This is a genomic window from Streptomyces lincolnensis (genome assembly GCF_001685355.1).
GTDB lineage: Bacteria > Actinomycetota > Actinomycetes > Streptomycetales > Streptomycetaceae > Streptomyces > Streptomyces lincolnensis.
The window spans coordinates 8451470-8476978 of record NZ_CP016438.1 but is presented as its reverse complement, the minus strand read 5'-3'; the positions used below and the strand labels follow the sequence as shown (position 1 = coordinate 8476978).

Genomic DNA, 25509 nt, shown 5'->3' with positions numbered 1-25509 from the left:
CATGACAGCGATGCAGTTGGGTCTCATCGGCCTCGGCAAGATGGGCGGCAACATGCGCGAGCGGATCCGCCGCGCCGGCCACACCGTCATCGGCTACGACCGCAATCCCGAGCTCTCGGACGTGGCGAGCCTGGCCGAACTGGTCGACAAGCTCGAAGGCCCCCGCACGGTGTGGGTGATGGTCCCGGCCGGGGCGGCCACCCAGTCCGTCGTGGACGAGCTCGGCGATCTCCTCTCCCCCGGTGACACGGTCGTCGACGGCGGCAACTCCCGCTGGACGGACGACGAGAAGCACGCCGAGGAGCTGGGCGCCAAGGGCATCGGCTTCGTCGACGCGGGCGTCTCCGGCGGTGTCTGGGGCCTGAAGAACGGCTACGCCCTGATGGTCGGCGGCGACAAGGAGCACGTCGACCGGCTCAAGCCGATCTTCGAGGCACTCAAGCCGGAAGGCCCGTACGGCTATGTCCACGCGGGCAAGGTCGGCGCCGGGCACTTCTCCAAGATGGTCCACAACGGCATCGAGTACGCCATGATGCAGGCCTACGCCGAGGGCTGGGAGCTGCTGGAGTCGGTGGACTCGGTGACCGACGTGCGCGAGGTCTTCCGCTCCTGGCAGGAGGGCACGGTCATCCGTTCCTGGCTGCTCGACCTGGCGGTCAACGCCCTGGACGAGGACGAGCACCTGGACAAGCTGCGCGGCTGGGCCGAGGACTCCGGCGAGGGCCGCTGGACCGTCGAGGCGGCCATCGACAACGCGGTGCCGCTGCCCGCGATCACGGCGTCGCTGTTCGCCCGGTTCGCATCCCGCCAGGACGACTCCCCGCAGATGAAGATGGTCGCGGCGCTGCGCAACCAGTTCGGCGGCCACGCCGTCGAAGCGAAGAAGGCGTAGCGCGCCGTGGGGGATCTCCTTCTGGTCCGCCACGGCGAGACGGAGTGGAGCGCGTCGGGACAGCACACCAGCTGGACCGACCTGCCCCTCACCCAGCGGGGCGAGGAACAGGCCAAGTCGCTCGCCCCGCTCCTTACGGCCCGGACCTTCGCCCTCGCGCTGTCCAGCCCGCTGGGCCGCGCGCTGCGCACCGCCGAACTGGCGGGCGTCACCGGGGTCGTCACCGACCCCGACCTGCACGAGTGGGACTACGGCGCCTACGAGGGCGTCACCACCGTCGACATCCACCGCACCCGTCCCGACTGGTACCTGTGGACCGACGGGGTGCCGCCCGGCCCGGACGGGCATCCGGGCGAGTCGCCCGCCGAGGTCGGGGCGCGCGCCGACCGGGTCCTGGCCCGCGTGGACACCGCCCTTGCCGGGGGCGACGTGCTGCTGGTGGCCCACGGCCACTTCCTGCGCGTGCTCACGGCCCGCCGGCTGGGTCTGGCCCCGGCGGACGGACGGCTCTTCCAGCTGGCGACCGGGACGATCGGCCGGCTGTCCACGGAACACGGCCGGCCGGTGATCGCGGAGTGGAACACCAGGCCGTAGCGCCCTGGAAGCGGTACCGGCCCCGGCCGGCCGAGCGGTGACAACCGACGGCCGGCCGGGGCCGGTTGACAGCGCGGGGGGACCACGTCAGAGTCGCCGCTGATGGAGATCGACAACCTGACCCCTGCCGAGCTGCGGGTATGGCGCGCCTTCCCCCGCGGCGAGTCCGTGAACTTCCGCACGGCGGACGACGAGGACACCGCCGAGGGGGCCGACTGGGGCCCCGAACGGACCGTCCGGGCCGCCGTGTTGCGGGCGCTGCTGCTGAGCGGCCCGCAGGAGGAGGGGGAGATACCCGCCCTGAAACTGGCGGGCGCCCGGATCAGCGGCACCCTCGACCTCAGGTACGGCACCTGCGACCACGCCGTGCGGCTGAGCCACTGTCACTTCGCGGGTGTCCCCCAGTTGTACGGGGCCCGGCTGCGGCAGCTGAACCTGAGCAACTCCGTCCTGCCGGGGCTGACCGCGGGCGCGACGCGGGTGGAGGGCGTGCTGCGGCTGTCGGACTGCGTGGTGCGCGGGCCGGTGCGGCTCGGCGGCGCGCAGATCGCGAACGCGCTGTTCATGGAGCGCGCGCGTCTCATCGCCCAGGACCCCTCCGAACCGGTCCTCCAGCTCAACCAGATGACCACCGGCGACGACCTGTGGGCACCCGGACTGGAGATCGACGGCGAGATGCGGCTCAACGGAGCCAACATCGCCGGATCGATCAACATGAACGAGGCCCGGCTCACCTGCCCGGGCCGGCACGCCCTCGACGCCGAGACCCTCACCGTGGAGGGCGACTTCCTCATGCGGCACGCGCAGGTGCGGGGCTGGATCGGCCTGCGGGGCGCGCGGGTCACCGGCCGCCTCGACCTCAGCTACGCGTCCCTGGTGAACCCCGGCGACACGGCGCTGCGGGCGAGCAGCTGCACCATCGGGGAACTCTGGCTGCGCCGGGGGTCGCCCATGCAGGGCGCCCTGAACCTGCGCCGCGCCCAGACGGAGGTCCTCTTCCTGGAACCGGAGGCGGTGCCGGACGAGGTGCTCCTGAACAACCTCGTCTACACCACCCTCACCCCGCACGAGCCCGCCGAGCGCCGGCTGGCGATGCTGGAGCGCGACCGGGACGGCTATGTCCCGCACGCCTACGAGCAGTTGACCGCCTCCTATCTGCGCATCGGCGACGACCGCGCCGCCCGCCTCGTCCAGCTGGCCAAGCAGCGCCGCCACCGCCGTACCCTGCCCTGGTACGGCCGGCTGTGGGGCCACGTCCAGGACGCCACCGTCGGCTACGGCTTCCGTCCGCTGCGCGCCTGCGTCTGGCTGCTGTCGCTGCTGGCGATCGGCTCGGTCGCCTACGGCCTGCACCATCCGCGCCCGCTCAAGCCGTCCGAGGCCCCGGACTTCAACCCGGTGTTCTACACCCTCGACCTGCTGCTGCCGGTGATCTCCTTCGGCCAGGAGAGCGCCTTCGCGCCGGACGACGGGTACCAGACGCTGTCGTACGCCCTGGTCATCTCCGGCTGGATCCTGGCCACGACGGTCTTCGCCGGCGTGACCCGGACCGTCAGCCGCCAGTGAGCCGCTTCAGCGCGTGCTGGGCGGAGAGGCGGACGGGGGCGTTCTGGGCGCCGTAGCCCCGGTAGTCGCCGTCGCGCTGGGCCAGTTCGAAGAAGACCCGGCCGACGGTGCGGGTGTAGCAGTGCCGGAACGCGCCGTGCGCGTCACGGTCGTAGAGGATGCCGAGGTCGCGGTAGGTCTCCAGCTCGCCGTCGGCGAACTCGAAGCGGGCGGCGAGGTCGTCGTAGTAGTTCGCGGGGATCGGCAGCAGGCGGCCGCCTGCCTCGGTGAAGCGGCGGGCGGCTGCGACCACGTCGTCGGTGGCGAGCGCGATGTGCTGGGCGTGGACGGTGTCGTCGGTGGGGGCCGCGCCGACGGAGAGGGCGATGCGCACACCGCCGTCGGGGGTGGTGACGGCCCGGCTGCGCAGCAGGCCGTAGGGGTCGGCGACGTCGACGCTCTCCTGGGCGTGCAGGCCGAGGACGCTGCTGTGGAAGAGGGCCGCCTCGTCGAAGTGGTGCCAGGGCTGGGTGAGGGCGAGGTGGTCGATGCGGGACACCTCCGCCGCGGCGGGCGGGTGCCCGGCGTCCTCGAAGTCCGCGCGCCAGTTGGGGTGTCCGGGGCGGTCGGTGGCGCAGAAGAAGAGCTCGGTGCCGTCCGGTGCGGCCACGGCGTCGAGCGGGGCGTCCTCGGGGGCGCGGCGGCGGGGCAGGACCGGGGCGAGGAGCGCCTCGGCGCGGCGGGCGGCGGCCGTCGGGTCCGGTGACTCCAGGCCGATCGCGGCGAGTTGGGTGCCGTCCCGCCGTACGGCCGTCCCGGTGTTGACCAGGAGCCGGGCCTCGCCCTGCTGCCACAGGTCGACGGGCTTGCTGCGGTGCCGGGCCGTGCGGGCGAAGCCCAGGGCGCCGAGGACGGCCGTGAGGAGTTCGGCGTCCGGCGTGACCAGTTCGGCGAAGGCGACCCCGGTGGGCACGACCGGCGCGGGCGGTGCGGCCACGCCCACCGTCTCCTGGAGGACCAGCAGCGAGCGGCGGGCGTCCACGGCGGTGGGACCGGCCTCGGCCTGGCGGAAGACGTCGTTGAAGACCTCCAGGGACAGCGGGCCGTCGTAGCCGGTGCGCAGCACATGGGCGAGCAGCCCGGCGATGTCGAAGCCACCCTGGCCGGGGAAGCAGCGGTAGTGGCGGCTCCACTGGAGGACGTCCATCGCGAGCAGCGGGGCGTCCGCGAGCTGGAGGAAGAAGATCTTCTCGCCGGGGATGTCCTCGATCCCCTTCGGATCGGAGCCCCGGGAGAGGATGTGGAAGCTGTCCAGGCAGGTGCCGAGCGCCGGGTGGCCGGCCGTCTCGACGATGTGCCAGGCGTGGTCGTAGGTGCTGACGTGGCGGCCCCAGGCGAGCGCCTCGTAGGCGACCCGGATGCCGAAGTCCTGGGCGAGGGCGGCCAGTCGGGCCAGTTGCCCGGCGGCGAGGGCGTCGTCGTCGACGGCGAGCGGGGAGACGCTGGAACACACCAGGACGGTGTCGGCGCCCAGCCTGCCCATCAGCTCGAACTTGTGCCGGGCGCGGCGCAGGTTCCGGGCGAACTCCGCCTCCGGTACGGCCTCGATGTCCCGCATCGGCTGGTAGAGGTCGACGGTCAGGCCGAGGTCGGCGCAGCGGGCGCGGATCTCCTCGGGGGTGAGGGGGCTCGCGAGCAGGTCGTTCTCGAAGATCTCGACGCCGTCGAAGCCGGCCCGGGAGGCGGCCGTGAGCTTCTCGGTGAGGGATCCGCTGAGGGAGACGGTGGCGATGGACGTACGCACGTCGGTACCTCTGTTTCTCTGAAGGTCCCTTGCTGACGAGGGGTCCCCTACGGGTGGGCCGCCACCGCGCCGGCCACCAGGTCGGTGAAGTCCGCGAGCATCCGCGCGCCGTCGGGTTCCCGGCCGGTGAACAGGCGGAAGGCGTCCACGGCCTGGAAGACGGCCATGCCGCCGCCGTCGAGCGTGGCGCAGCCGAGCGCCCGGGCGGCGCGCAGCAGTTCGGTCTCCAGGGGGCGGTAGACCACCTCGGCGACCCACAGCCCGGGGTGCAGAAGTTCCGCGGGGAGGGGCAGGCCGGGGTGGGCGGCCATGCCGGTGGGGGTGGCGTGCACGAGGCCGTCGGCCCGGGTGAGCAGCGCCGGCAGCCGGTCGGGGCCGGCGGCGGCCGCCCGGCCCGGGCCGAAGTGACGGTTGAGGGAGTCGGCGAGGCCGGCGGCACGCTCGGGCAGCGGGTCCACCACGGTGATCCGCCCGGCGCCCAGGGTGAGCATGGCGTGCGCGACGGCCGCGCCCGCGCCGCCCGCGCCCAGCTGCACGACCCGCTCCAGCGGTACGTCGGGCAGGCCGCGGGCGAAGGAGGCGGCGAAGCCGGTGACGTCGGTGTTGTGGCCGACGGCCCGGCCGTCCTCCTCGAAGACGATCGTGTTGACCGCGCCGAGGGCCTCGGCCTGCGGGGACAGCGCGTCCAGGTGCTCGATCACGGCCTGTTTGCACGGATGGGTGATGTTGAGCCCGTCGAAGCCCAGGTCGCGGGCCGATCGCACGAGGTCGCCCACCGCCTCGGCACCGACGCCGAGCCGGTCGAGGTCGATGATCCGGTACAGATGGCGCAGACCCTGCCGGTCGGCCTCCCGCTCGTGCATCGCCGGTGTGAGAGAGGGGCCGATGCCCGATCCGATCAGACCGACGAGATACGAGTCCTTGGCCATCACGGACCTCCTGAGCGGCTCACTAATGTACGAACTAGTACGTTAGCTATACCAGCAACACGGGACCACGGGAAGTCCCGGCGGGAATCCGTCAGCCCCGCCCCGCAGCCTGCTTCTACAATCTGCGGACTGGCCCTCCCGCCCGAAGGAACCCGATGACCAGCGTCGAAGAACCGGCACGACAAGGCGGGCGCATCCGTGACGCCGCCCGCACCCAGGCCGAGATCCTCGACGTGGCGACCCAGGAGTTCGCCCGGGTCGGCTTCGCCGGCGCCCGGGTGGACGAGATCGCCGCCCGGACCCGCACCACGAAGCGGATGATCTACTACTACTTCGGCGGCAAGGAGCAGTTGTTCACCGCCGTGCTGGAGCGGGCGTACGGCGTGATCCGCGAAGCCGAGCAGTCACTCGACGTGGAGCACCTGGACCCGGTCGCGGCCATCCGGCGGCTGGCCGAGCTCACCTTCGACCACCACGAGCAGCACCCCGACTTCATCCGCCTGGTGAGCATCGAGAACATCCACGGGGCGGAGCACATCGCGGCCTCCGAGAAGCTCGGCAAGATCGGTTCCCCGGCCCTCGACGTGATCGGCCGGATCCTGGAACAGGGGCAGAAGTCCGGCCTGTTCACGGCCGACGTGGACGCCGTCGACCTGCACGCGATGATCAGCTCCTTCTGCTTCTTCCGGGTCGCCAACCGGCACACCTTCGGCGCCCTGTTCGGCCGTGACCTGGTCGATCCGGGACAGCGGGAGCACTACCGGAACATGCTCGGCGACATGGTGATCGCCTATCTGACGGCGGACCGCGCGACGGACTGAGACGCGGCGGGAGCCGGACCGGGACGGGGTGCGGGCCGGTCCGCCGGGCGACGCGCGACCGGCCCGCGGCTCCCGGAGATCCTTCCGACCGGACCCCTTGACACGCGGGAAACGTGAGCGCAACATCCCTAGCCAACTGCTACTAACTATCCAGTGCGTTAATTAACCGGGCCGCAGGGACGCGACGCCGTCCCCGCCCTGCCCGGACGGCCGCCCCACCACCCCAGGGATCGGCTCCCCCTCCCCTCCGCTCACTCCACGTACGTTGGAGTTCCCTCGAAGGAGCACGCCGTGTCCGTCGCCCCAGCACCTGCCGGCCAGCCGAAGAAGGCGGCGACCGCCGCCTGGATCGGCAGCGCACTGGAGTACTACGACTTCTTCATCTACGGCAGCGCCGCCGCGCTGATCTTCCCGGACGTCTTCTTCGACGAGTCGGACCCGGCCACCGCGACCCTGCTGTCGCTGGCCACGTTCGGTGTGGCCTACGCGGCCCGGCCGGTCGGCGCGCTCTTCCTCGGGCACTACGGCGACAAGCTCGGCCGCAAGAAGATCATGGTGTTCACGCTGATCCTGATGGGCCTGTCGACGTTCCTCATCGGCTGCCTGCCCACCCGCGACCAGGTCGGCACCCTGGCTCCGGTCCTGCTGGTGCTGTGCCGGGTGCTCCAGGGCATCTCGGCCGCCGGTGAGCAGGCCAGCGCCAACTCCATGACCCTGGAGCACGCACCCCCCAACCGGCGCGGCTTCTTCACCAGCTTCACGCTCAGCGGCACCCAGGGCGGCCAGCTGCTCGCCACGCTGGTCTTCATCCCCGTCGCCGCGCTGCCCGAGGACCAGCTGCTGTCCTGGGGCTGGCGGGTGCCGTTCTGGATGAGCATCGCGGTCGCCGTCGTCGGTTACGTCATCCGCCGCAAGTTGGAGGAGACCCCGGTCTTCGAGCAGCAGACCGCCTCCGAGGGTGTCGTCCGGCTGCCGTTGGCGATCCTGCTGCGTGAGCACTGGGCGGACGTCCTGCGGGTGATCGGCGGCGCGTTGATCGCCTCGGTCAGCACGATCTTCACGGTGTGGGCCCTGTCGTACGCGACCAGTGACGCGGTGGGGATGTCCCGCTCGTCGATGCTGTGGGTGGGGGCGCTCGCCAACCTCGTCGCACTCGCCGCGATCCCGCTGTGGGCCACGCTGTCGGACCGCATCGGCCGCCGCCCGGTGTTCCTCGTCGGCTCCGTCGGCAGCGCCGTGATGATGTTCCTCTACCTGTGGTCCATCTCGACGGGCTCCTACGCGCTGACCCTGTTCCTCGGCATCGTCACCTTCGGTGTCGTCTACAGCGCCGCGAACGGCGTGTGGCCCTCCTTCTACGGCGAGATGTTCACCACCAAGGTCCGGCTGTCCGGCATGGCCATCGGCACGCAGATCGGCTTCGCCGTGGCCGGGTTCGCGGTCACCTTCGCCGCGCAGATCGCGGGTCCGGACGGCGACGACTGGTCGGCGGTGGCCCTGTTCACCGCGGCCCTGTGCGTCCCGCCGGTGATCGCCGCCATCACGGCACGCGAGACCCACAAGGTGCCGACGGAGCTCCTGGGCGAGCGCGCCTCCGGTGAGGCGGCGCGGCGGGAGGCGGTGTCGGCCTGATCCGCTCCGCTCTCCCTCTTCGGGCCCTCTCAGAGCCCCCGGACGCCGTGACGGCCGGGGGCTCGGGCGTATCCGTGGGCTCCGGCCCGAGGGGTGGCTTCGCTCGTCAGGCGGCGGTCGCGGCCACGCAGAACTCGTTGCCCTCGGGGTCGGCCATCACGATGTGGTGTCCGTCGAACTCCTCCAGAACGGATCCGCCCGCCTTCACCAGCCGCTCGGACTCCGCCCCGATCCGCGCCCAGCGCTCGGCCGGGCTGCCGTGGCCCGGCACCCTGACATCCATGTGCAGCCGGTTCTTCGCCGTCTTCGGCTCGGGGACCTTGAGGAGGGACAGGCGGGGGCCGACGCCCTCGGGATCACAGAGCCAGGCGGCGTCGTCCGCCGAGTCGTCCTCCGGCAGGTCGAACTGGGCGCGCCACTCCTCGCGCGTGGCGAAGGGAGGGGGTGGCGGCTCGTCGACATAGCCGAGAGCCGTCTTCCAGAACGCGGCGAGGAGTCGCGCGTCCGTGCAGTCGAGGGTCAGAGAGATCTCGGTCGGCATGTCAGGACCGTACTGCGCGGCGCTGACACTCGGGCCGTCCGCACCTCGCTAGGCGTTCGACCAGCCGCGCGTGCACAGCACCAGCCGGTACCCGTCCGGGTCCTCGACGGTGACGCCCCACTCGTTCCAGTAGGGGTTGGGCGACGGGACCCGCTTGCCGCCGTGGCGTTCCAGCCGGGTCACCAGGTCGTCCGGGACCGGTCCGTCGACGTAGACGACGAGGAGGTCCTCCTCGGTTGGGCGGGGCTCCACCGGGCGGGCGGGTTCGTGGACGAGTTCCAGGTGCCAGTCGGCGTCCGGCCAGCCGAGCATCAGCAGGTCGTGCCCGCCGGGTTCGGCGCCGCCCTCGGCCCTCCAGACGACGCCCAGGCCGAGCCCCTCGGCCCAGAAGCGTTCGGCGGCGGCCAGATCACGGGACGGGCGGGCGATACGGATGTGACTGCGGCCGTCGACGGGCATGGTCTCCTCTTCCCTCGGTGTGCCGGCCAGCGTAGGCAGCCACCGGCCGTCGGCACATCGGCCATCCGCCCTGCTCCCCGGGTCGTAGGACCGCTCCACGCGACCGCACCCCGTTGACAGATGACGTTTCCGGCAAGAACATCGGCGCGAACGAGCAGAAAAGAACAACGCGGAAGAGAACGAACAGCACCGCGAACCGCCCCGTCGCGCGATTTCGCGTCGCGCCGACTCCTCGCACGGACCACCGCGCACCCCGGCCGAATTCAGGGGCGGCCGGGGCGCGCGGCCCGCGCGGTCACGCGTGCCGCTCGGGGATGCCGTAGGCCCGCTCGACGTTCAGCCGCAGCACCAGCCGGCGGTCACGGACCATCGCGGTCCGGTAGTCGTCCCAGTCCGGGTGTTCTCCCTGGGCGTCCCGGTAGAGACGGATGAGCTCCTCCACCGTCTCGTCGTGCGGGTCCTTCGCGACCGGGGTGAGGTCGGCCGTGCCCTCGGCGACCGTGTACGCCCACCGGTCGGCGCTGGTGACGTGGTACGAGGCCCGGGGGTCGCGGCGCAGGTTGCGGGTCTTGGCGCGGTCGTCGGTGATCGAGACCCGGAGGATCCGCTCGTCGGGGTAGTAGACGTGGGTGACGTTCGACAGCTGGGGCCGGCCGTCGCGCTTGAGGGTGACCAGCACCCCGCTGTGGCCCGCGGAGAGCAGCCGGAGCAGTGCGTCCTCGTTCGCGTCCTGAGTCATGCCTCGGTCAACAGGCTCGCGCGCCTCGCGCATTCCCGTCGTGGACAGTGCCGGCCATGGCCGGGGCGGTGGTGGCCCGTACGCTGCCGGGGCGCTCGGGCCTCGCACGTGACGATCATCATGATGCGGGGGACCGAACCACCGTTCCTGCGCGACGATGATGTCCGAGGCGGTCCCGGCGAGTTGGCCGGACGCCTGGTGGAACATGACGGAGGAGAGCGATGGCACAGCTGCGGCAAGAGGTGGACCCGAGTGAGGTCGGGCTGGATCCGAAGGCGCTGGACCGCCTCGACCAGCACGCCGCCCACTTCGTGGACGAGGGGCGGCTGCCCGGCTTCCTGGTGTCCGTCGCACGCCACGGACGCGTCGCCCACCTCACCACACACGGTCGCCGCGACATCGCCGCCGGACTGCCCGTCGAGCCCGACACCCTGTGGCGTATCTACTCCATGACCAAGCCGGTCACCGCCGTCGCAGCCCTCCTCCTGGTCGAGGAGGGCCGCCTGTCGCTGGACGACCCGGTCGAGCGTCATCTGCCGGCCTTCGCCGAACCGCGGGTGTACGTCGAGGGATCCGGCGCCGACATGGTGACCCGCCCCGCCGACGGCCCGATACGGGTACGGCATCTGATGACCCACACCTCGGGCCTGACCTTCGCCTTCTACCACTCCCACCCGGTGGACGCCCTGTACCGCGCGGCGAACCTGGACTCGTCGGTCGTCCCGGGCTCCACCCTCGCGGAGACGGTCGACGTGTACGCGAGCCTGCCGCTCCAGTTCGAACCGGGCACCCAGTGGAACTACTCGGTCGCCTCCAACGTGCTCGGCCGGATCATCGAGGTGGTGTCCGGACAACCGCTCGACACGTTCTTCGCCGAGCGGATCTTCGGGCCGCTCAAGATGACCGACGCGGGATTCCGCCTCACCGACGACCAGGCGCCCCGGCTCGCCGAGCTGTACGGCGACGCCGACGCCGGCGGCATCGAGCCGATCCCGGGGCTGCCACTGCGCGGACGGCCGCGGTTCCTGTCCGGCAGCGGCGGGATGGTGGCCTCCGCCCACGACGTGCACCGCTTCATGGAGCTGCTCCGCCGCCGCGGCGAACTCGACGGCGTCCGTCTCCTCGCGCCCGAGACGGTCGACCTGATGACCTCCAACCACCTTCCCGGCGGCGCCGACCTGCGCACGGTCGGCAGCAAACCCGCGCACGACGAACCCGGCAACGACGGCTTGGGCTTCGGCCTCAGCGTCTCCGTGGTGATCGACCCGACCCGCACGAACGCCCCCGCGGGGCTCGGCACGTACGGCTGGAGCGGCGTGGCGACCACGACGTTCTGGGTGGATCCCAGCCGCGACCTGACCGTGCAGTTCATGACCCAACTGCGGCCGAAGAGCTCCCTGGCGCTGTATCCGGAGCTCAAGCGGTTGCTGCACGAGGCGGTTGTCGACTAGGGGTGGTTTCGGGCGGGGCCGGTTCGGTCCAGGCCGGTCCGGTCCGGTCGAGGTCGCTCCGGTCGAGGGCCCTCCGGTCGGCAGCAGATCAGCGCTCGGCTCCGGATCAGGGCTCGGCTCCGGGTCGTCTCAGGGTCATCCCCGATCATTGCCGGTCCCTGTCCTGCCAGCCTGGAGGGGCGACTTGGGAAGGCCGCCGCTCGGCAGGGGAGCGGTGGCCGTCGGGGGACGGGGGACGCGATGCGGGGCAGGCGTGGATTGGTCGGGGCGACCGGGGCGACCGCGCATCTGCGGTTGTTCGCGTTGTCCGGCATAGCGACCGTGCTGGTCACCCGCGCCTTCCTGGCCCTGGCGGGGTATCCCCGGCTGGGCGGGGGCGGCCGGCTGCACATCGCCCACATGCTGTGGGGCGGGCTGCTGATGATGGCGGCGACCCTGGTCGCGCTGGGCTTCCTCGGGCGGACCGCGCGTCTGTCCTGCGCCGTCGTGGGAGGGATCGGGTTCGGGCTGTTCATCGACGAGGTGGGCAAGCAGATCACCGACGAGCCGGGCTACTTCTACCGCCCGGCCGCCGGCATCATCTACCTGACCTTCGCACTGCTCCTGCTCCTCCCTCGGCTCCTGCGCGGCCGCACCGACCTCACCCCGGAGCAACGCACCGCGCGGGCCGCCGACCTCGCTCTGACGGGCGTGGCGTCCGGGCTCACCGCAGCCCAGCGGCAGGCGGCGACAGGCCTGGTCGAGGGCGGGCGGAGCGAGACCGACGAGGCGCTGCTACGGCTGCTGGCGGCGCTGCCCGAGCGTGAACCGAGCCGCTGGGAGCGCCTCCGTCCGGGGGCGGCGCGGGTCCGGGGCGCGCTGCGGCGGGCGGCGGGCCACCGGCTGGCGCTCACACTCGCCGTGGTCTGCGTGCTCACCGAGGCGCTGCTGTTCGCCGTCTGGCTGACCGTCGCGGGCCTCGGCGGCGACCTGGCGTACGAGCCGCAGCGCGGTGCGCTGATGGGCATCCTGGTGAGCGCGGTGGCCTCGGCCGTTCTCGGGGCCGCCGGACTGATACGCCTGCGCGCGGACCGGCCGACCGGGTTGCGGCTGCTGCGCGCCGCGCTCCTCGTCGACATCCTCGTCGGTCAGATATTCAAGTTCACGGCCAACCAGTTCGCGTCGGTCACGGAGCTGGTCTTCGACCTGTGCCTCCTGTGGGTGATCTCCGCACATCTGACTCCGGTCGGACCCCGGGCGGTTCCCGTCCACTGACGGCTCCCGCCGACCGGCGGCTGCTTTCTACTGGTCGATGCGGAGCGTGAAGTGGACGCCCTCGCGGGAGAGTTCGCCGAGCCACTCCTCGGAGCGGGCCGCCGTCTCCGCGGCCCGGTTCAGGCCGGGCGGGAGGGAGCCGTCGAGGACGTGGCGGACGCCGAGGGCGAGGGTGCGCGAGACACAGCGTGCCATCGCGCTCTCGTCCGGGTCGCCCACCAGGTCCAGCAGGTAGGCGCCCGACCAGGTCCGGTCGGGCCCGGCGTGCACGTCCAGGGAGACGGCGAGGACGACACGGTCGCGGTCGGCGTCCGTCGTCGGGTATGCGGCGGCCAGTTCCCGGGCCAGGGCGGCGATCCGGGTGTCGTCGCCCACCCTCAGCTCGGCGAAGACGTCGTCCCAGGCCCGTAGCCAGCCGTCCAGACGCAGGGTGCCGCGCACGAAGGTCCGCGGCTTCCAGCCGGCCGGCAGGCCGTACTGCTCGACGAAGGGCACGCTGTCGCGGTTGGGGTACACCTCGAAGGCCTCCCCGTCGACGACGTGTCGCCGGGTCGCCTCCCAGGGCCGCTCGGCGGTGGTCTCGGAGCCGTCGTCGATGTAACGGGCGGGCGAGCGCAGGGCGTTGAGCACTCCGAAGGGGGCCCAGCTGAAGCGGTAGCGGAAGTCGTTCGGTTCGGCGGGGACGCCGCCGCAGTAGGAGGTGAGGCTGTACGAGGCCGCCGTGTCGTCGCCGATCGCGGTGCGGGCCCGGGCGACCAGGCTGTGCGCGAAGAGATGGTCGATGCCCGGATCGAGACCGGCCTCGGTGAGCACGACGACGCCGGCCGCCCGGGCCTCGGGCACCTGCTCCAGGACGGCGTCGGACACATAGCTGGAGCAGGCGAAGTGCGCCCGCTCTTGTACGCAGAGGGCCAGCAGTGCGGGGTGTTCGGTGGCCGGCAGCATCGACACCACCACGTCTCCGGGGGCCAGTTCGGCCGTCAGGGCGTCCGGATCGTACGCGCGCGGCTCGGCGCGGCCGGTGAGGCCGAGCGCGTCGAGGGCCTCGGCGGCGCGGGGCCCGGTGCGGTGCCACAGCCGTACCCGGTCGGCCGCCTCGCACAGGGCGGCCAGACCGCTGCCGGTGGACAGGCCCGCGCCGATCCAGTGGACGGTACCGCTCGCGGGAACCGGGTCAGACATGGCGGGACTCACCTTCCTCGATGCCGAGTTCACGGCGGGCCTGGTGGAACCGGTCGCGGCAGCGTCCCCAGGCGCCGCCGGTCGAGAAGTCCAGCAGTGGGGGAAGCAGGGAGGCCGAGAAGTCGACGCTGGACTCCCGCGGGAGCAGGGACGGCAGGTTGTCGATGGCGATGAGGTCGAGCGGGGGTTCCTTGTGCAGCCGGCGGACGGGGTCGGTCCACTCGGTGGTGCGGTCGTAGACCGGCAGGACGTTCAGGGGCGAGCCGACGTCGCAGGTGACGTCGGAGAGGGTGCGCAGGCGGCGGGCGGGCTCGTCCAGATCCGCCTCGCGGACGAAGGGCGGGACGGGGGTGGTGGCGAGGACGCAGTTCACCAGCAGGTCGTGGGCGAGCAGGGCCGGACGGTCCAGGTTCCTGGTCTCGTCGAGGTCCCAGCAGGTCGGCTCGACCCCGGCGGTGTGGAGCGCGACGCGCGCGCCCCGGCCGCTGCGGCCCAGGGCCCCGATGACCAGGGCCGTGAACGCCTCGTCCCCGGCGACGGGCCTGAGGCGTTCCTCCAGCTCCTCGTGCGCGGTGGGCGTGAGGGGCGCGTCCAGTCTGCCCCGGTGCTGGAGCACGGCCAGGGCCGCGCCCAGGTATCCGGCCCAGTATCCGAACGCGGCGAGTCTGCGGCCGCCGTCGTCCACGAGGTATTCGAGGTCGAGGAGCGTGCCGCCCCCGGCGGCGAACCGCCGCAGCAGTCCGGCGGCTCCCGGCTGCCGTTTGTAGGCGTGCCCGAAGAAGATGTGCCGGTGCCGCAACTCGGCGGGTTCGTCGGGGAGTTCCTTCAGGCCGAGGACGACGGCGTCCGCGGGTGCCGTCACCCAGGAGCCGGCCGGTGCGGTCCGGCAGCCGGCCGCCTCGTACTCCTCGGCGGGGAAGATCCGCTGCGGGGACTGCTCGACGGTGAGGGTCACTCCGGCGTCGACGAGCCGCCGGGCGTCGGACGGCACGAGCGGCGTGCGCCGCTCGGTGGTACGGGCTTCGTGGCGCAGCCACAGATGAAGCTCGGTCATACCAGGTTGGCCTCCGGGCGCGGGGCGTCGGCCGCGAACCGGCCGGCGCTCAAGGGGCTGACATCCACGAAGGGTACGCGGCCGAGGTACAGGTCGCGGACGACTTCGCCGACGGCGGGTCCCTGGAGGAAACCGTGGCCGGAAAAGCCCGTCGCGTACAGGAAGCGGGAGACCGAAGTCGCCTCGCCGATCAGGGCGTTGTGGTCGGGGGTGTTCTCGTACAGGCCCGCCCAGCCGCCCGTGCGGCGCAGGTTCAGCAGGGCGGGGGCGCGGTGTTCCATCGCCGCGCCCAGCCGGGGTATCCAGCGGTCGTGGGTGTCGGTGGCGAAGCCGGGCCGCTCGTCGGGGTCGGACATCCCGACGAGGAGTCCGGGACCCTCGGAGTGGAAGTAGAGGCTGCTGGTGAAGTCGATGGTCATGGGCAGGCGGGGCGGCAGCCCCTCGACGGGTTCGGTGACCGCGATCTGCCGGCGCAGCGGCCGCACCGGCAGGTCCACGCCGGCCATCGCGCCGACCGCCCGCGACCAGGCGCCGGCCGCGCAGATCACCGTGTCGGTGGCGATCCGGCCCAGGGTCGTCGCCACGGCCGTGATGGTGTCGCCGTGCCGTTCGATGCCGGTGACCTCGGTGTGCCGCAGGATCCGCGCACCGTGCCGGCGGGCGTCGGCCGCGTAGCCGTGGACGACGGACTCGGGGGTGCAGTGGCCGTCGTCGGGCGAGAACGCGGCCGCGAGGAGCCCGTCGGTGCTGATCAGCGGGGAGAGCCGGCGGGCCTCGGCGGGGTCGATCATGCGGCTGGGCACGCCGAGGGAGTTCTGGAGGCGCACGCCCGCCTCGAAGGAGGCGACCTCCTCCGGTGTGGACAGCAGGAACAGATAGCCGACCCGGTGCAGCCCGATGTGCTGGCCGGTCTCCTCCTCGAACCGCCCGAACGCCTCCAGACTGCGCGCGCCGAGCTGGATGTTGAGCTCGTCGGAGAACTGCGCCCGTACCCCGCCGGCCGCTTTGGAGGTGGAACCGGCGGCGAGTTCGTCGCGTTCGATCAGGACCACGTCCCGCACCCCGGCGCGGGCCAGGTGGCAGGCGATGCTGGTGCCCATCACCCCACCGCCGATGACGACGACACCGGCGCGGGCGATCACCGGGCCGCTCCCCTGGCCGCCTCGACCACGGCCCAGGCGACGGCAGCGTCCTGGACGCCGAGGCCGACGCTGTTGTAGTGGACGACGTCCTCGGGCCCGGTGCGGGCCCGGCGCCGTCCGGTGAGCACGGCACCCAGTGGAACCAGGTCTTCCATGGTCAGCACTCCTTCCCGCAGGGCGTCCACGACGGGCCCCGCGTGGTGCGCGGCGGTCTCGGGGTCGTCGACCACGACGGCTCCGCGGGCTACGGCCCGCCGGAGGACCTCGGCGTCCACCTCGCTGCGGCCGGGCTCGAACGAGCCCACGCTGACGACGGTGCAGCCGTCGGCCAGCCACCGCCCGCGCACCACGGGTGTGGTGCTGAGCGTGCAGGCCGCGACGACGGAGGCCCCGGTCACGGCGGCCTCGGCGGTCGTGGTCGGTTCGACGGGCAGGTCCAGTTCGGCGGCCAGGGTCTCGGCGGCGCGGGCGCGGTGTGCGGGGGTGGGGCTCCACAGCCGTACGGACTTCACCTCCCGTACCCGGGCGATGGCCCGCGCGTGGGCGAGGGCCTGGGTGCCGGAGCCGAGGATCGCCAGGTCCACGGCGTCGGGGCGGGCCAGTGCGTCGACGGCGACGGCGCTGGCGGCGGCCGTGCGCAGGGTGGTCACCGCCGTGCCGTCCAGGACGGCGGCGAGTCGGCCGGTCAGCGGGTCGAGCACGGTGATCACGGCGTGGACGGTCGGCAGTCCGGCCGCCGCGTTGCCGGGGTTGACGCTGCCGATCTTCGCGACGGCTCCGCTGTCCGCGGACAGCCGGGAGAGGTAGGCGAAGACGACGCTGTCGTCGAAGCGGCTGGGGTGCATGATCTTCGCCGGCAGGTCCGCCTCCTGCCGGCCGAGCGCGGTGAAGGCGGCGCGCTGGGACCTGATCGCGGTGTCGCGGTCGAGGAGCTGCTCGACCCGGTCGGCGGCGAGGAAGAGGATGTCGTCGGTCACCCCGTGTTCCCTTCCCACGCGGGGGCCACCTGTATGCCCGTCGGCGGCGCTCCGCCCGCGGCGGCCGGTGCCGGTGTGTGGCACCGGGGTGGCCGCCGCGGGCCGGGGAGTTCAGGAGGAGCTGACGACCGCGTCCAGGTGGGGCAGATGGTGGTCCAGCCGTTCCCGCTTGGTCCGCAGGTAGGTGATGTTGTTCTCGCACGGCGGTATCAGCAGCGGGACCGTCTCGGCGACCCGGATGCCGTGCCGCACCAGCGCCTCGCGCTTGCGCGGGTTGTTGGACATGAGCCGGACCGAGTTCACACCCAGGTCGTGCAGGATCCCGGCGGCGACGCCGTAGTCGCGGGCGTCCACGGGCAGACCGAGCGCGAGGTTCGCCTCGACGGTGTCCAGACCCTCCGCCTGGAGGGCCATCGCACGCAGCTTGGCGAGCAGCCCGATGCCGCGGCCCTCGTGACCGCGGAGGTAGACGACGACGCCGGCGCCCTCGGCGGCCACGGCGCGCAGCGCGGAGGCCAGCTGGTCGCCGCACTCGCAGTGCTGGGAGCCGAACGCGTCACCGGTCAGGCACTCGGAATGCAGCCGGGTGAGCACCTCGTCCGTGCCGATCTCGCCGTAGACCAGGGCCACTTGTTCGTCGCCGCGGTCGTGATCGAGATACCCGACCGCCTGGAATTTCCCGTACACGGTGGGCAGCGGGGCATTCACGACGCGTTCCACACCCGTGCGCTGTGATGACTTCTTGCCGAGCACGCCAATTTTTTCTGTCATGATCTGTTTCCTAAGCAGAGACGAAAGGCCGTGAAAAGATGAGTGGTTCGGGAATACGGTCGGCGGCGTACGGTCTGGTGCCGGCGGACACTACCGAAGACGTACGGACACGAGGCGCGGGCGTCTCATCCCAGGTGGCCGTTCTTCCGGTCGGCAGCTTCGAACAGCACGGTCGGTACCTGCCGTTGGCGACCGACACGCTGGTCGCCTGCGCCATCGCCCGGGAGATCGCCGGCGCGTACCCGGTGCATCTCCTTCCGCCGGTGACCATCGCCTGCTCGCACGAGCACGCGGCCTGGCCGGGAACCGTCAGCATCTCCTCCGTGACCCTTCACGCGGTGGTACGGGACATAGCGGCGTCACTGCGCCGCTCGGGCGTCGAGGCCCTGGTGCTGGTCAACGGACACGGCGGGAACTACGTCCTGGGCAACGCCGTTCAGGAGTCGTCCGCGCGCGGTGAGCGGATGGCTCTGTTCCCGGCCCCGGAGGACTGGGAGGCGGCGCGGGAGCGGGCCGGGGTGGCGACCTCGCTGCTCACCGACATGCACGCGGGGGAAATCGAGACCTCCATCCTTCTGCACGCCCATCCCGAAATGGTCCGGCCCGGTTACGAGTCGGCCGATTTCATCGCGGACGACCGCCGTCATCTGTTGTCCGTCGGGATGTCCGCCTATACCGATTCGGGCGTCATCGGCCGTCCTTCCCTGGGGTCCGCGGAAAAAGGGAAGGAACTGCTGGCGAGCCTCGCCGATTCCTTCGCGACGTATTTCTCGATCCTCACTTCGGCGGCGCCGGAGAGCGCCGGGGAAGCCGAGCGCGGGTAGTCGTCGTCCGCCGGTGCCCGGCCGGGCTCCGGATCCGTCACGGCGGTCCGGGCCCCGGCCTTCGCCCCGCGCAGGCCTGTGTACCAGCGGGCGACCAGCACGGCGGCCCCCGGCAGGGCGGCCACGAAGCTGAGCACGCCGTACACCACCGCGACCGCGAGGCCGTTGCTCGCGCCGAGGCCCGCGGCGCCGAACGCCCAGGCGGTGACGCCCTCGCGTGGGCCCCAGCCGCCGACGTTGAGCGGCAGGCTCATGGCGAGCAGGGCGAGCACCGCGAGGGGCAGCAGGACGGCGACGGAGGCGGCGGAGCCGGTGACCCGGGCGGCGACGACGAACATGCCGAGGTGGCCGGCGAGGACGACCGTCGAGGACACGGCGACGCCGGTCCGGTTACGGCGGGACAGCAGCCCCTCGCGGGCCTCGGCGAGTGTGGCGCGCAGCGCCCGTCCGCGGCGCGAGGGCGGCCGGTTCATGCGGAGGGCCACGACGACCGCGAGCGCGCCCAGGGCCGAGAGGGCGACGAGCGGGGCGAGGCTGCGCGCGTCGGCCCGTACGGGCGACGGCAGCGTCAGCAGGACCGTCACGCCGACGCCGGCCAGCACGAGCTGTCCCGCGGCCCGTTCCAGGACGACGGAGCGGACACCGCGTCCGAGGTCGCCGGTGCTCTGCCCGTGCCGGACCGCGCGGTGGACGTCGCCGAGGACGCCGCCGGGCAGCGCCGCGTTGAGGAACAGCGCGCGGTAGTAGTCGGCGACGGCGGGTGCGAGCGGCAGCCGGATGCCCAGGCCGCGGGCCACCAGCGCCCAGCGCCAGGCGCTGAACACGGTGGTGACAAGGCCGATCCCGAGGGCCACAAGGAGCGTCGCCCCGTCGATCCGCCGCAGTCCGTCCACGAACACGCCGGTGCCGAGGCGCCACAGCAGTACGGCGAGGATGACGGCACCCGCGACGGTGCCGAAGTGGGTGCGGACGGCACGGGAGTTCACCACGGCGAGCAGTCCGCGCAGCGCGGTGCGCCACGGGGACGCGGCGGACGTCTTCGGACCGGCGTCGGCCCGTGTCCCCGTCACGATCACACCGATCCGCTCCGGGGAGACGGCCGCACCGCCGCGCGGCCCACCGGTGTGGGTGTGCGAGGCGCTCCGTGCGGCGAGCAGTTCCGCCCGCGCGGCGATCGCCTCGGCCCGATCCGCGAACGGCCCGGCCGCAGGCACGAGTTCCGCCACGGGAACCGCGAACACGACCGGTTCCACACGCCCTCGCGCCGACGCGTTCCGCCGTGCGTCCACCTCGGCCGACGGCTCACCCGCCTCGGCGTCCGGCTCGCACGCTGAGGCGATCACCGCGTCGGCGTCGATCTGCCGACCGCGCGGCCCGTCCGCCTCGGCGGTCTTCTCGCGCGACGCCGCGAGCAGGCGGCCGGCGTCACGCGACTCACCCGGCCGACCGGCCCGGCCGACCGCCGGAGCGGCCGCCGCGCCCCCGTCGCCCTGTCCGAGCGCCCCGGTGCTCGGCTCGTCCGGTTGGGCGGTCCTGACGGCCGGGAGGGCGATCGCCCTGGCCGCTCGATGCCGCTCGGCACGTCGTGCGGCCGCCCGGACGGTCGTGTCCCGCCACGGGGCGGTCGCCCCGGCCCCGTCGGCGCTTCGCGCGCGGGGCTGGCTCTTCCTGGCGCGGGACGTGGTCGTCCCGATCCGCTGTCGCGCCGCGGTACCGGCGCCGGGCCGGGCCGCCCGTACCCGGACCGTCTCCACGCTCATGACCCTCCGCCCGTCGGACGGGACAGGGCGAGGAGGTCGGTGTGGTGGACCAGGACGCGCAACTCCCCCGCCGCGCAGGCTTCGAGGCGCTCGCGCAGATACGGTTCCGCACGCTCCTTCAGCTCGGGCCGCTCCTCGACGGCCGCGCCGACCCAGCCGCGCAGCCACTGGGCCGTCAGCTCGGACTCGGCGGGGCCGAGCCGCCAGGGGCTCGGGTGCAGCCGTACCGTCGCGCCGCGTTCGGAGAACGCCTCGCACGCCGCGGTGACCGCGTCGGGGCCGAGCAGTCCGTCGCGCCGCTGGTGGGCGTTGAAGGCCTCGGCGATCTCCTCGTCCATCGGGTGGGACGGGGTGAGTTCGACGCGGCCGGCGACGGAGAGCGTCAGCAGCGCCGGGCAGCCGGCCCCGGTGCAGGCCGCGGCGAGGGTGTCGATCTCCTCGCGGGTGAGCACGTCGAGCAGCGCGGAGGCCGTCACCAGCGAGGCGCCGGCGAGGGCGTCCGGGGTGAGCCGGCCGACGTCGCCGCGCCGGGTCTCGACCGTGACGCGGCTGCCGTCGGCCGCGGAGCGCGGGGAGGCCACCGCGGCGAAGTGCAGCAGGTAGGGGTCGCGGTCGTGCAGGATCCAGTGCTGGGCGCCGTCGATCCGGGAGGCCAGCCAGCGGCCCATCGAGCCCGTGCCGCAGCCCAGGTCGTGGATGACGAACCCGGCCTTGCCCGGCAGGTTGGCGAGCCGGATGCGCAGCGGGTCGAGCAGGTCGTGCGCCCGTGCCGCGGCGTCGGGGCCCTCGCGCAGCTCCAGCCACTCGGGGGCGTAGCGCGGCGGGTCGTCGGGGCCCGCGTCCCGCAGCTTCACCGTGGGCCGCTCACCGAGGCGGACGACGGGCCCGGCCCCGGCGATGACGGCGTCGGCCGTCCCGACGGCCTGGTTGAGGAAGGACCCTCCGGCCTGCCCCGGGACCGCCTCGGCACCCCCGCCCGACCCCGCATTCGTGAGCACCGGCTCCACCGCCTCCCTGGGCCCGGGCTGTGCCGGGATCCGTCCCGTCCGCTGAGTCATCGCCGTCTCCCTCATGCCACCCTCCGGGGTTCGCTCGGCAGTCGGCCGAGTACTCCGGCCAGACTGCGAGCCGTGGCCGCCCAGCCGCCCAGGGCGGCCCGCCGCCCTCGGGCCGCGGCCTTCAGACGCCGTCTGACGTCCGCCTCGCCGAACCAGCCTCGCAGTTCGGCGGCGAGGGCGGCGGGGTCCTCCGGCGGGACGAGGATGCCGGGCACCCCGCCGTCGGGGGCGCGGCCGACCGCCTCGGGCAGCCCGCCGACATCGGTGGCCAGCACCGGGATGCCGCGGGCGAGGGCTTCGGTCACCGCCATGCCGTAGGTCTCGGCATAGGAGGTGAGGACCATGAGGTCGGCTGCGTGGTAGCTGGCGTCGAGTTCGGCGCCGGCCTGGGGGCCCGCGAGGTGCAGGCGGTCCTGGAGGCCGTACTTCTTGATCAGGACCCGCAGGCTCGCGACGTACTGCGGGTCGTGGGTGAGTCCGCCGACGCAGACGCAGCTCCACGGCAGTTCGGTCACCGTGGCCAGCGCCTCGATCAGCCGGTGCTGGCCCTTGCGCGGGGTCACCGCGGCGACGCACAGCAGCCGGGAGACGCCGTCGGTGCCGGGGGCGAGGGGGGCGATGTCGGCGCCGGGGGCGGCGACATGGACCCGGTCGGGGGCGAGCCCGTGGTGGGAGACGAGGCGGCGGACCGCCCAGTCGCTGGTGGCGACGACGGCGGGCACGGCCCGCAGGACGGCGCGTTCCTTGGCGTCCAGTTCGGCCGCGGCCGCCGGGTCCAGTCCCGTCTCGTCGCCGAGCGGGAGGTGGACGAGGACGGCGAGGCTCAGCCGCTCCGTCTCGGGCACCACGATCTCGGGGACCCCGCAGGCGACGAGGCCGTCCAGGAGGACGATCGTGCCGTCGGGCAGGTCCCGCAGCGTGCGGGCGAGTTCGGCGCGGGCCGCCGCCGACGGGCGGGGCCATTCACCGGGCACCGCGTGCTGGTGCACCTGCCAGCCGAAGCCGGCCAGGTCCAGGCTCACGCGCCGGTCGTAGGCGTTGCCGCCGCTCGGCACGGTCGGGTCGTCGACGCCGCCCGGCATGACGAAGTGCACGGAGCGCAGGGACATCGGGATGATCTCGGCGTTCTTGAGGGCGGAGTGCTGTACGGGCAGGTAGTCGAGCCGCGACTCGACGCCGCCCGGTACGCCCGGCATCGGCTTCTCGACCCGCTCGATCTTCTCCAGCGTCACGTCGGTCACAGGGCACGCTCGTAGCTCGCCCAGGCGACGTGCGACTCGTGCAGCGTGACCGTGAGGCCCGCCAGTCCCTTGGCGCCCTCACCCAGGGCGCCCTTCTCGATGCGCTGGGCGAGCCGGTCCGCGATGACCTTGGCCAGGAACTCCGTGGAGGTGTTGACTCCGGCGAAGTCGGGCTCGTTGTCGAGGTTGCGGTAGTTCAGTTCGCTGACGACGGCACCGAGTTCCTGAGTGGCCAGGCCGATGTCGACGACGATGTTGTCGTCGTCCAGCTGCTCGCGCCGGAAGGTGGCGTCCACCAGGAACGTCGCTCCGTGCAGACGCTGCGCGGGGCCGAAGACCTCGCCGCGGAAGCTGTGGGCGATCATGATGTGATCGCGGACGGTGATGCTGAACAACGGACGACCCTCCAGGTGCGGCGCGTCTGGTCCCCCTGCTGATCCCTTCCGGGGGATGCCGTGTAGTACGGCTCTTCGCTTCCCCGTGTTCAGCCGCCTCTCACTCTTTTCTCAGGTCAGGCGCTCTTGTCGTACCTCACGAGATGACACAGGGCCGGAATCTCCCCAGAGGTCAGTTTCGGCATCACCTCCGGCAGTTCCTCGAACGTGCTTTCCCCTGTGATGAGCGCGTCGAGTGACGGATCGGCGAGGAGGTCGAGCGCGAGGGCGAGCCGGTCGGCGTAGGAGCGGTTGGAGCGGCGGGCCGGGGAGACGGTGCCGACCTGGCTGCTGCGGATGACGAGCCGTCGGGAGTGGAAGGCCTCGCCGAGCGGGAGGCTCACCTTCCGGTCGCCGTACCAGCTCAGTTCGAGGACCGTGCCCTCGGCCGTGAGGAGTTCGAGGGAGCGGGCGAGTCCCTGCTCGGTGGCGCTCGCGTGGACGACGAGGTCGCAGTCGCCGCGGGCGTCGGCGGGGGAGGCGAAGTCGACCCCGAGGGCCGCGGCGGTCTCGGCGCGGGCGGGGTCGGCGTCGACCAACTGGACGCGGACGCCGGGGAAGCGGGCCAGCAGCGCGGCCACCGAACTGCCGACCATGCCGCCGCCCACCACCGCGATCCGGTCCCCCACCAGGGGCGCCGCGTCCCACAGGGCGTTCACGGCGGTCTCGACGGTGCCGGCGAGGATCGCCCGCTCGGCGGGCACGTCCGGCGGCAGGACGGTCACCGCGCTCGCCGGGACGACGTAGCGCGTCTGATGCGGATAGAGGCAGAAGACCGTACGGCCGACGAGCGCCGCGGGCCCCTCCTCCACCTCACCGACGCTGAGGTAGCCGTACTTCACCGGGCCCGGGAAATCACCCTCCTGGAAGGGCGCCCGCATGGCCGCGTACTGGCTCTCGGGGACCCCGCCGCGGAACACGAGTGTCTCCGTGCCCCGGCTGACCCCCGAGCAGAGCGAACGGACCACCACCTCGTCCTCGGCGGGGTCGGGCAGGGCCACGTGGCGTATCTCGCCCTGGCCCGGAGAGCTGAGCCAGAACGCGCGTCCGGTGCGCTTCATCGGCATCCTCCTGAACGATCGGGAAGCTGTTCACGTACCGAGGTGTGCACAGGTCGCGCACAGTACGCGGCCTTGATCGACTCTGTCACCTGGCCGGAGGAATGTGCGGTGGCCCTGAACAACACGTACGAGGCAAGGCTGGTCCAGCAGGAGACCGCGGTGGGAGCGGGCCTCCAGATCCTGTTGCTGGCCCTGCTCGGAACGGCGATCGGCATGGGGCCGGCGGGCTGGCTGACCGGCCTCGCCTTCGCCATCGCCACCTGGGCGGTGCTCTCCCGGGCGCTGCACCGCACCCGGCCGCGGTCCTTCGGGCCCGCCAACCGGGTGACGCTCGGCCGGGCGACCCTGGTCGGCGCGGTGACCGCGCTGGTCGCCGACTCCTTCGAGAGCTCGCCGCCGGTGACGCTGTTCGTCGGTCTGACGGCGGTGGCGCTGATCCTGGACGGCGTGGACGGCAAGGTCGCCCGCGCCACGGGCACCTCGACCCCGCTGGGCGCGCGTTTCGACATGGAGGTCGACGCGTTCCTGATCCTGGTGCTCAGCGTGTACATGTCGATGTCGCTGGGTCCGTGGGTCCTGCTGATCGGCGCCATGCGCTACGGCTTCGTCGCCGCGGCCCGGGCGTGGACGTGGCTGAACGCTCCACTGCCGCCGAGCACGGCCCGCAAGACGGTCGCCGCGCTCCAGGGGGTGCTGCTGCTCCTGGCCGCGTCGGGTCTGCTGCCGTACGCGGCGACCTTCGCCGTCGTCGCCGTCGCCCTGGCCACGCTGGTCTGGTCGTTCGGCCGGGACGTGCTGTGGCTGTGGCGGACGCACCGGGCCGAGCGGGCCGTCGTGACGGAGATGCTGGAGCTGGTGGCGGAGCCGGTCCCGGCGTCCTGAGAGCCGGTGGGCTTCAGCCCTTGAGCGGCACCCGGTACACGGTCGACTCCCTCTGCCGGAAGCCCAGCCGCTCGTACACCCGGTTCGCCGCCGCCCGGTCCGGGCGGGAGGTGAGGTCGACGGTGCGGGCCCCGGCCTCCCGGGCCAGCCGCAGGGCCTCGTGGGTGAGCAGCCCGGCGACTCCGTGACCGCGGGCCGCGTGATCGACGACCACGTCCTCGATACGGGCCCGCAGCCCGGACGGGACGGGGAACATCACGAGGGTCAGGGTGCCGACGATCCGGTCGTCCGCGCGGGCGACGAGCACGGTGTTCGCGTCGCACGACAGGATCCGCTCGACCGCGGCGAGGTCGAGCCGCGCGGCGGTCGACGACAGCTGCGGCAGCATCCGGGCGAAGGCGTCGACCAGTTCCTGGTCCGCCGACCCGGCAGGCTCCACACGGACGTCCTGGGTCTCCATGC

The 25509-nt window shown here is 72.8% G+C and carries 24 protein-coding genes and 1 pseudogene; 9 read left to right on the top strand and 16 right to left on the bottom strand.

Annotated elements, in window-relative coordinates; translation table 11 throughout:
- Positions 1-10: 10 nt before the first annotated feature.
- From gnd to SLINC_RS37385, 3 genes are all read left to right on the top strand, one after another.
- The gene (gene gnd / locus SLINC_RS37395; RefSeq protein WP_067446117.1) at positions 11-892 is read left to right on the top strand and encodes a phosphogluconate dehydrogenase (NAD(+)-dependent, decarboxylating); all 882 of its coding nucleotides are present in this window, start codon (positions 11-13) and stop codon (positions 890-892) included.
- Positions 893-898: 6 nt separating this feature from the next.
- Positions 899-1486 carry a histidine phosphatase family protein gene (locus tag SLINC_RS37390; protein WP_067442859.1) on the top strand — a complete coding sequence of 196 codons (588 nt, stop codon included), beginning with the start codon at positions 899-901 and terminating at the stop codon, positions 1484-1486.
- Positions 1487-1588: 102 nt separating this feature from the next.
- Positions 1589-3052, top strand: coding sequence for a membrane-associated oxidoreductase (locus tag SLINC_RS37385; RefSeq protein WP_067442858.1), 1464 nt, complete (start codon positions 1589-1591; stop codon positions 3050-3052).
- Here the strand turns inward: SLINC_RS37385 and SLINC_RS37380 are convergent.
- Complete coding sequence (locus SLINC_RS37380; protein WP_067442857.1) at positions 3039-4835, bottom strand: bifunctional sugar phosphate isomerase/epimerase/4-hydroxyphenylpyruvate dioxygenase family protein; 1797 nt, start codon at positions 4833-4835, stop codon at positions 3039-3041. The two genes, SLINC_RS37385 and SLINC_RS37380, sit on opposite strands and share 14 nt — an antisense overlap.
- 47 nt (positions 4836-4882) lie before the next feature.
- Positions 4883-5764, bottom strand: a complete 882-nt coding sequence (locus tag SLINC_RS37375; protein ID WP_067442856.1) for a shikimate dehydrogenase — start codon at positions 5762-5764, stop codon at positions 4883-4885.
- 155 nt (positions 5765-5919) lie between these two features.
- On the opposite strand from SLINC_RS37375, the gene SLINC_RS37370 reads away from it, so the two are divergent.
- Together SLINC_RS37370 and SLINC_RS37365 are read left to right on the top strand one after the other, a co-directional pair.
- On the top strand, positions 5920-6585 hold the full coding sequence (locus SLINC_RS37370) for a TetR/AcrR family transcriptional regulator (RefSeq protein WP_067442855.1): 666 nt from the start codon (positions 5920-5922) through the stop codon (positions 6583-6585).
- Positions 6586-6876: 291 nt separating this feature from the next.
- Positions 6877-8217, top strand: a complete 1341-nt coding sequence (locus tag SLINC_RS37365) for an MFS transporter (RefSeq protein WP_067442854.1) — start codon at positions 6877-6879, stop codon at positions 8215-8217.
- A gap of 106 nt (positions 8218-8323) precedes the next feature.
- Here SLINC_RS37365 and SLINC_RS37360 read toward each other — a convergent pair whose 3' ends face one another.
- The 3 genes from SLINC_RS37360 to SLINC_RS37350 form a co-directional block, all read right to left on the bottom strand.
- Positions 8324-8758, bottom strand: a complete 435-nt coding sequence (locus SLINC_RS37360) for a VOC family protein (RefSeq protein ID WP_067442853.1) — start codon at positions 8756-8758, stop codon at positions 8324-8326.
- Between the two features lie 48 nt (positions 8759-8806).
- Positions 8807-9217 carry a VOC family protein gene (locus tag SLINC_RS37355; protein WP_067442852.1) on the bottom strand — a complete coding sequence of 137 codons (411 nt, stop codon included), beginning with the start codon at positions 9215-9217 and terminating at the stop codon, positions 8807-8809.
- 295 nt (positions 9218-9512) lie between these two features.
- On the bottom strand, positions 9513-9956 hold the full coding sequence (locus tag SLINC_RS37350; protein ID WP_067442851.1) for a PPOX class F420-dependent oxidoreductase: 444 nt from the start codon (positions 9954-9956) through the stop codon (positions 9513-9515).
- Between the two features lie 221 nt (positions 9957-10177).
- Between SLINC_RS37350 and SLINC_RS37345 the strand changes: the two genes are divergently transcribed.
- Both SLINC_RS37345 and SLINC_RS37340 read left to right on the top strand, forming a co-directional pair.
- Positions 10178-11407 carry a serine hydrolase domain-containing protein gene (locus SLINC_RS37345; RefSeq protein ID WP_067442850.1) on the top strand — a complete coding sequence of 410 codons (1230 nt, stop codon included), beginning with the start codon at positions 10178-10180 and terminating at the stop codon, positions 11405-11407.
- Between the two features lie 240 nt (positions 11408-11647).
- On the top strand, positions 11648-12661 hold the full coding sequence (locus SLINC_RS37340) for a hypothetical protein (RefSeq protein ID WP_067442849.1): 1014 nt from the start codon (positions 11648-11650) through the stop codon (positions 12659-12661).
- Between the two features lie 27 nt (positions 12662-12688).
- Here the strand turns inward: SLINC_RS37340 and SLINC_RS37335 are convergent, their stop codons facing one another.
- From SLINC_RS37335 to ribA, 5 genes are all read right to left on the bottom strand, one after another.
- A complete protein-coding gene (locus SLINC_RS37335) occupies positions 12689-13843 on the bottom strand; it encodes a saccharopine dehydrogenase family protein (protein WP_067442848.1) in 1155 nt (384 codons plus the stop codon).
- Complete coding sequence (locus tag SLINC_RS37330; RefSeq protein ID WP_067442847.1) at positions 13836-14897, bottom strand: saccharopine dehydrogenase; 1062 nt, start codon at positions 14895-14897, stop codon at positions 13836-13838. The genes SLINC_RS37335 and SLINC_RS37330 overlap by 8 nt, the downstream gene beginning before the upstream one ends.
- Positions 14894-16039 carry an NAD(P)/FAD-dependent oxidoreductase gene (locus tag SLINC_RS37325; protein WP_079164927.1) on the bottom strand — a complete coding sequence of 382 codons (1146 nt, stop codon included), beginning with the start codon at positions 16037-16039 and terminating at the stop codon, positions 14894-14896. Before SLINC_RS37325 ends, SLINC_RS37330 begins: the two co-directional genes overlap by 4 nt.
- Positions 16036-17016, bottom strand: coding sequence for an ornithine cyclodeaminase family protein (locus SLINC_RS37320; protein ID WP_067442846.1), 981 nt, complete (start codon positions 17014-17016; stop codon positions 16036-16038). Before SLINC_RS37320 ends, SLINC_RS37325 begins: the two co-directional genes overlap by 4 nt.
- 111 nt (positions 17017-17127) lie before the next feature.
- Positions 17128-17787, bottom strand: a complete 660-nt coding sequence (ribA, locus tag SLINC_RS37315) for a GTP cyclohydrolase II (RefSeq protein WP_067442845.1) — start codon at positions 17785-17787, stop codon at positions 17128-17130.
- Between the two features lie 38 nt (positions 17788-17825).
- On the opposite strand from ribA, the gene SLINC_RS46620 reads away from it, so the two are divergent.
- Complete coding sequence (locus SLINC_RS46620; protein WP_079164926.1) at positions 17826-18611, top strand: creatininase family protein; 786 nt, start codon at positions 17826-17828, stop codon at positions 18609-18611.
- A gap of 170 nt (positions 18612-18781) precedes the next feature.
- Here SLINC_RS46620 and SLINC_RS50285 read toward each other — a convergent pair.
- From SLINC_RS50285 to SLINC_RS37290, 5 genes and pseudogenes are all read right to left on the bottom strand, one after another.
- A pseudogene (locus SLINC_RS50285) lies at positions 18782-20371 on the bottom strand (lysylphosphatidylglycerol synthase transmembrane domain-containing protein); the annotation flags it as partial.
- Positions 20368-21444, bottom strand: a complete 1077-nt coding sequence (locus SLINC_RS37305) for a class I SAM-dependent methyltransferase (RefSeq protein WP_067442844.1) — start codon at positions 21442-21444, stop codon at positions 20368-20370. The pseudogene SLINC_RS50285 and the gene SLINC_RS37305, both read right to left, overlap by 4 nt.
- Positions 21441-22670, bottom strand: a complete 1230-nt coding sequence (locus SLINC_RS37300; protein WP_375141509.1) for a glycosyltransferase family 4 protein — start codon at positions 22668-22670, stop codon at positions 21441-21443. The genes SLINC_RS37305 and SLINC_RS37300 overlap by 4 nt, the downstream gene beginning before the upstream one ends.
- Positions 22667-23065: a 6-pyruvoyl trahydropterin synthase family protein gene (locus SLINC_RS37295; RefSeq protein WP_067442843.1), complete on the bottom strand. Its 399-nt coding sequence runs from the start codon at positions 23063-23065 to the stop codon at positions 22667-22669. Before SLINC_RS37295 ends, SLINC_RS37300 begins: the two co-directional genes overlap by 4 nt.
- 116 nt (positions 23066-23181) lie before the next feature.
- Positions 23182-24165 (bottom strand): zinc-dependent alcohol dehydrogenase, encoded by a 984-nt coding sequence (locus tag SLINC_RS37290; protein WP_067442842.1) that lies wholly within the window; start codon positions 24163-24165, stop codon positions 23182-23184.
- A gap of 108 nt (positions 24166-24273) precedes the next feature.
- Here SLINC_RS37290 and SLINC_RS37285 point away from each other — a divergent pair, with 108 nt between their 5' ends.
- A complete protein-coding gene (locus SLINC_RS37285; protein WP_067442841.1) occupies positions 24274-25047 on the top strand; it encodes a CDP-alcohol phosphatidyltransferase family protein in 774 nt (257 codons plus the stop codon).
- Positions 25048-25060: 13 nt separating this feature from the next.
- On the opposite strand, the gene SLINC_RS37280 is transcribed toward SLINC_RS37285, so the two are convergent.
- Positions 25061-25507: a GNAT family N-acetyltransferase gene (locus SLINC_RS37280; RefSeq protein WP_067442840.1), complete on the bottom strand. Its 447-nt coding sequence runs from the start codon at positions 25505-25507 to the stop codon at positions 25061-25063.
- Positions 25508-25509: the final 2 nt, after the last annotated feature.

Excerpts from the sequence above, each read along its gene's own strand:
- gnd (WP_067446117.1), top strand. The coding sequence starts at position 11 with ATGCAGTTGGGTCTCATCGGCCTCGGCAAGATGGGCGGCAACATGCGC.
- SLINC_RS37385 (WP_067442858.1), top strand. The coding sequence starts at position 1,589 with ATGGAGATCGACAACCTGACCCCTGCCGAGCTGCGGGTATGGCGCGCC.
- SLINC_RS37375 (WP_067442856.1), bottom strand. The coding sequence starts at position 5,764 with ATGGCCAAGGACTCGTATCTCGTCGGTCTGATCGGATCGGGCATCGGC.
- SLINC_RS37370 (WP_067442855.1), top strand. The coding sequence starts at position 5,920 with ATGACCAGCGTCGAAGAACCGGCACGACAAGGCGGGCGCATCCGTGAC.
- SLINC_RS37360 (WP_067442853.1), bottom strand. The coding sequence starts at position 8,758 with ATGCCGACCGAGATCTCTCTGACCCTCGACTGCACGGACGCGCGACTC.
- SLINC_RS37355 (WP_067442852.1), bottom strand. The coding sequence starts at position 9,217 with ATGCCCGTCGACGGCCGCAGTCACATCCGTATCGCCCGCCCGTCCCGT.
- SLINC_RS37350 (WP_067442851.1), bottom strand. The coding sequence starts at position 9,956 with ATGACTCAGGACGCGAACGAGGACGCACTGCTCCGGCTGCTCTCCGCG.
- SLINC_RS37345 (WP_067442850.1), top strand. The coding sequence starts at position 10,178 with ATGGCACAGCTGCGGCAAGAGGTGGACCCGAGTGAGGTCGGGCTGGAT.
- SLINC_RS37340 (WP_067442849.1), top strand. The coding sequence starts at position 11,648 with ATGCGGGGCAGGCGTGGATTGGTCGGGGCGACCGGGGCGACCGCGCAT.
- SLINC_RS37335 (WP_067442848.1), bottom strand. The coding sequence starts at position 13,843 with ATGTCTGACCCGGTTCCCGCGAGCGGTACCGTCCACTGGATCGGCGCG.
- SLINC_RS37330 (WP_067442847.1), bottom strand. The coding sequence starts at position 14,897 with ATGACCGAGCTTCATCTGTGGCTGCGCCACGAAGCCCGTACCACCGAG.
- ribA (WP_067442845.1), bottom strand. The coding sequence starts at position 17,787 with ATGACAGAAAAAATTGGCGTGCTCGGCAAGAAGTCATCACAGCGCACG.
- SLINC_RS46620 (WP_079164926.1), top strand. The coding sequence starts at position 17,826 with ATGAGTGGTTCGGGAATACGGTCGGCGGCGTACGGTCTGGTGCCGGCG.
- SLINC_RS37305 (WP_067442844.1), bottom strand. The coding sequence starts at position 21,444 with ATGAGGGAGACGGCGATGACTCAGCGGACGGGACGGATCCCGGCACAG.
- SLINC_RS37290 (WP_067442842.1), bottom strand. The coding sequence starts at position 24,165 with ATGAAGCGCACCGGACGCGCGTTCTGGCTCAGCTCTCCGGGCCAGGGC.
- SLINC_RS37280 (WP_067442840.1), bottom strand. The coding sequence starts at position 25,507 with ATGGAGACCCAGGACGTCCGTGTGGAGCCTGCCGGGTCGGCGGACCAG.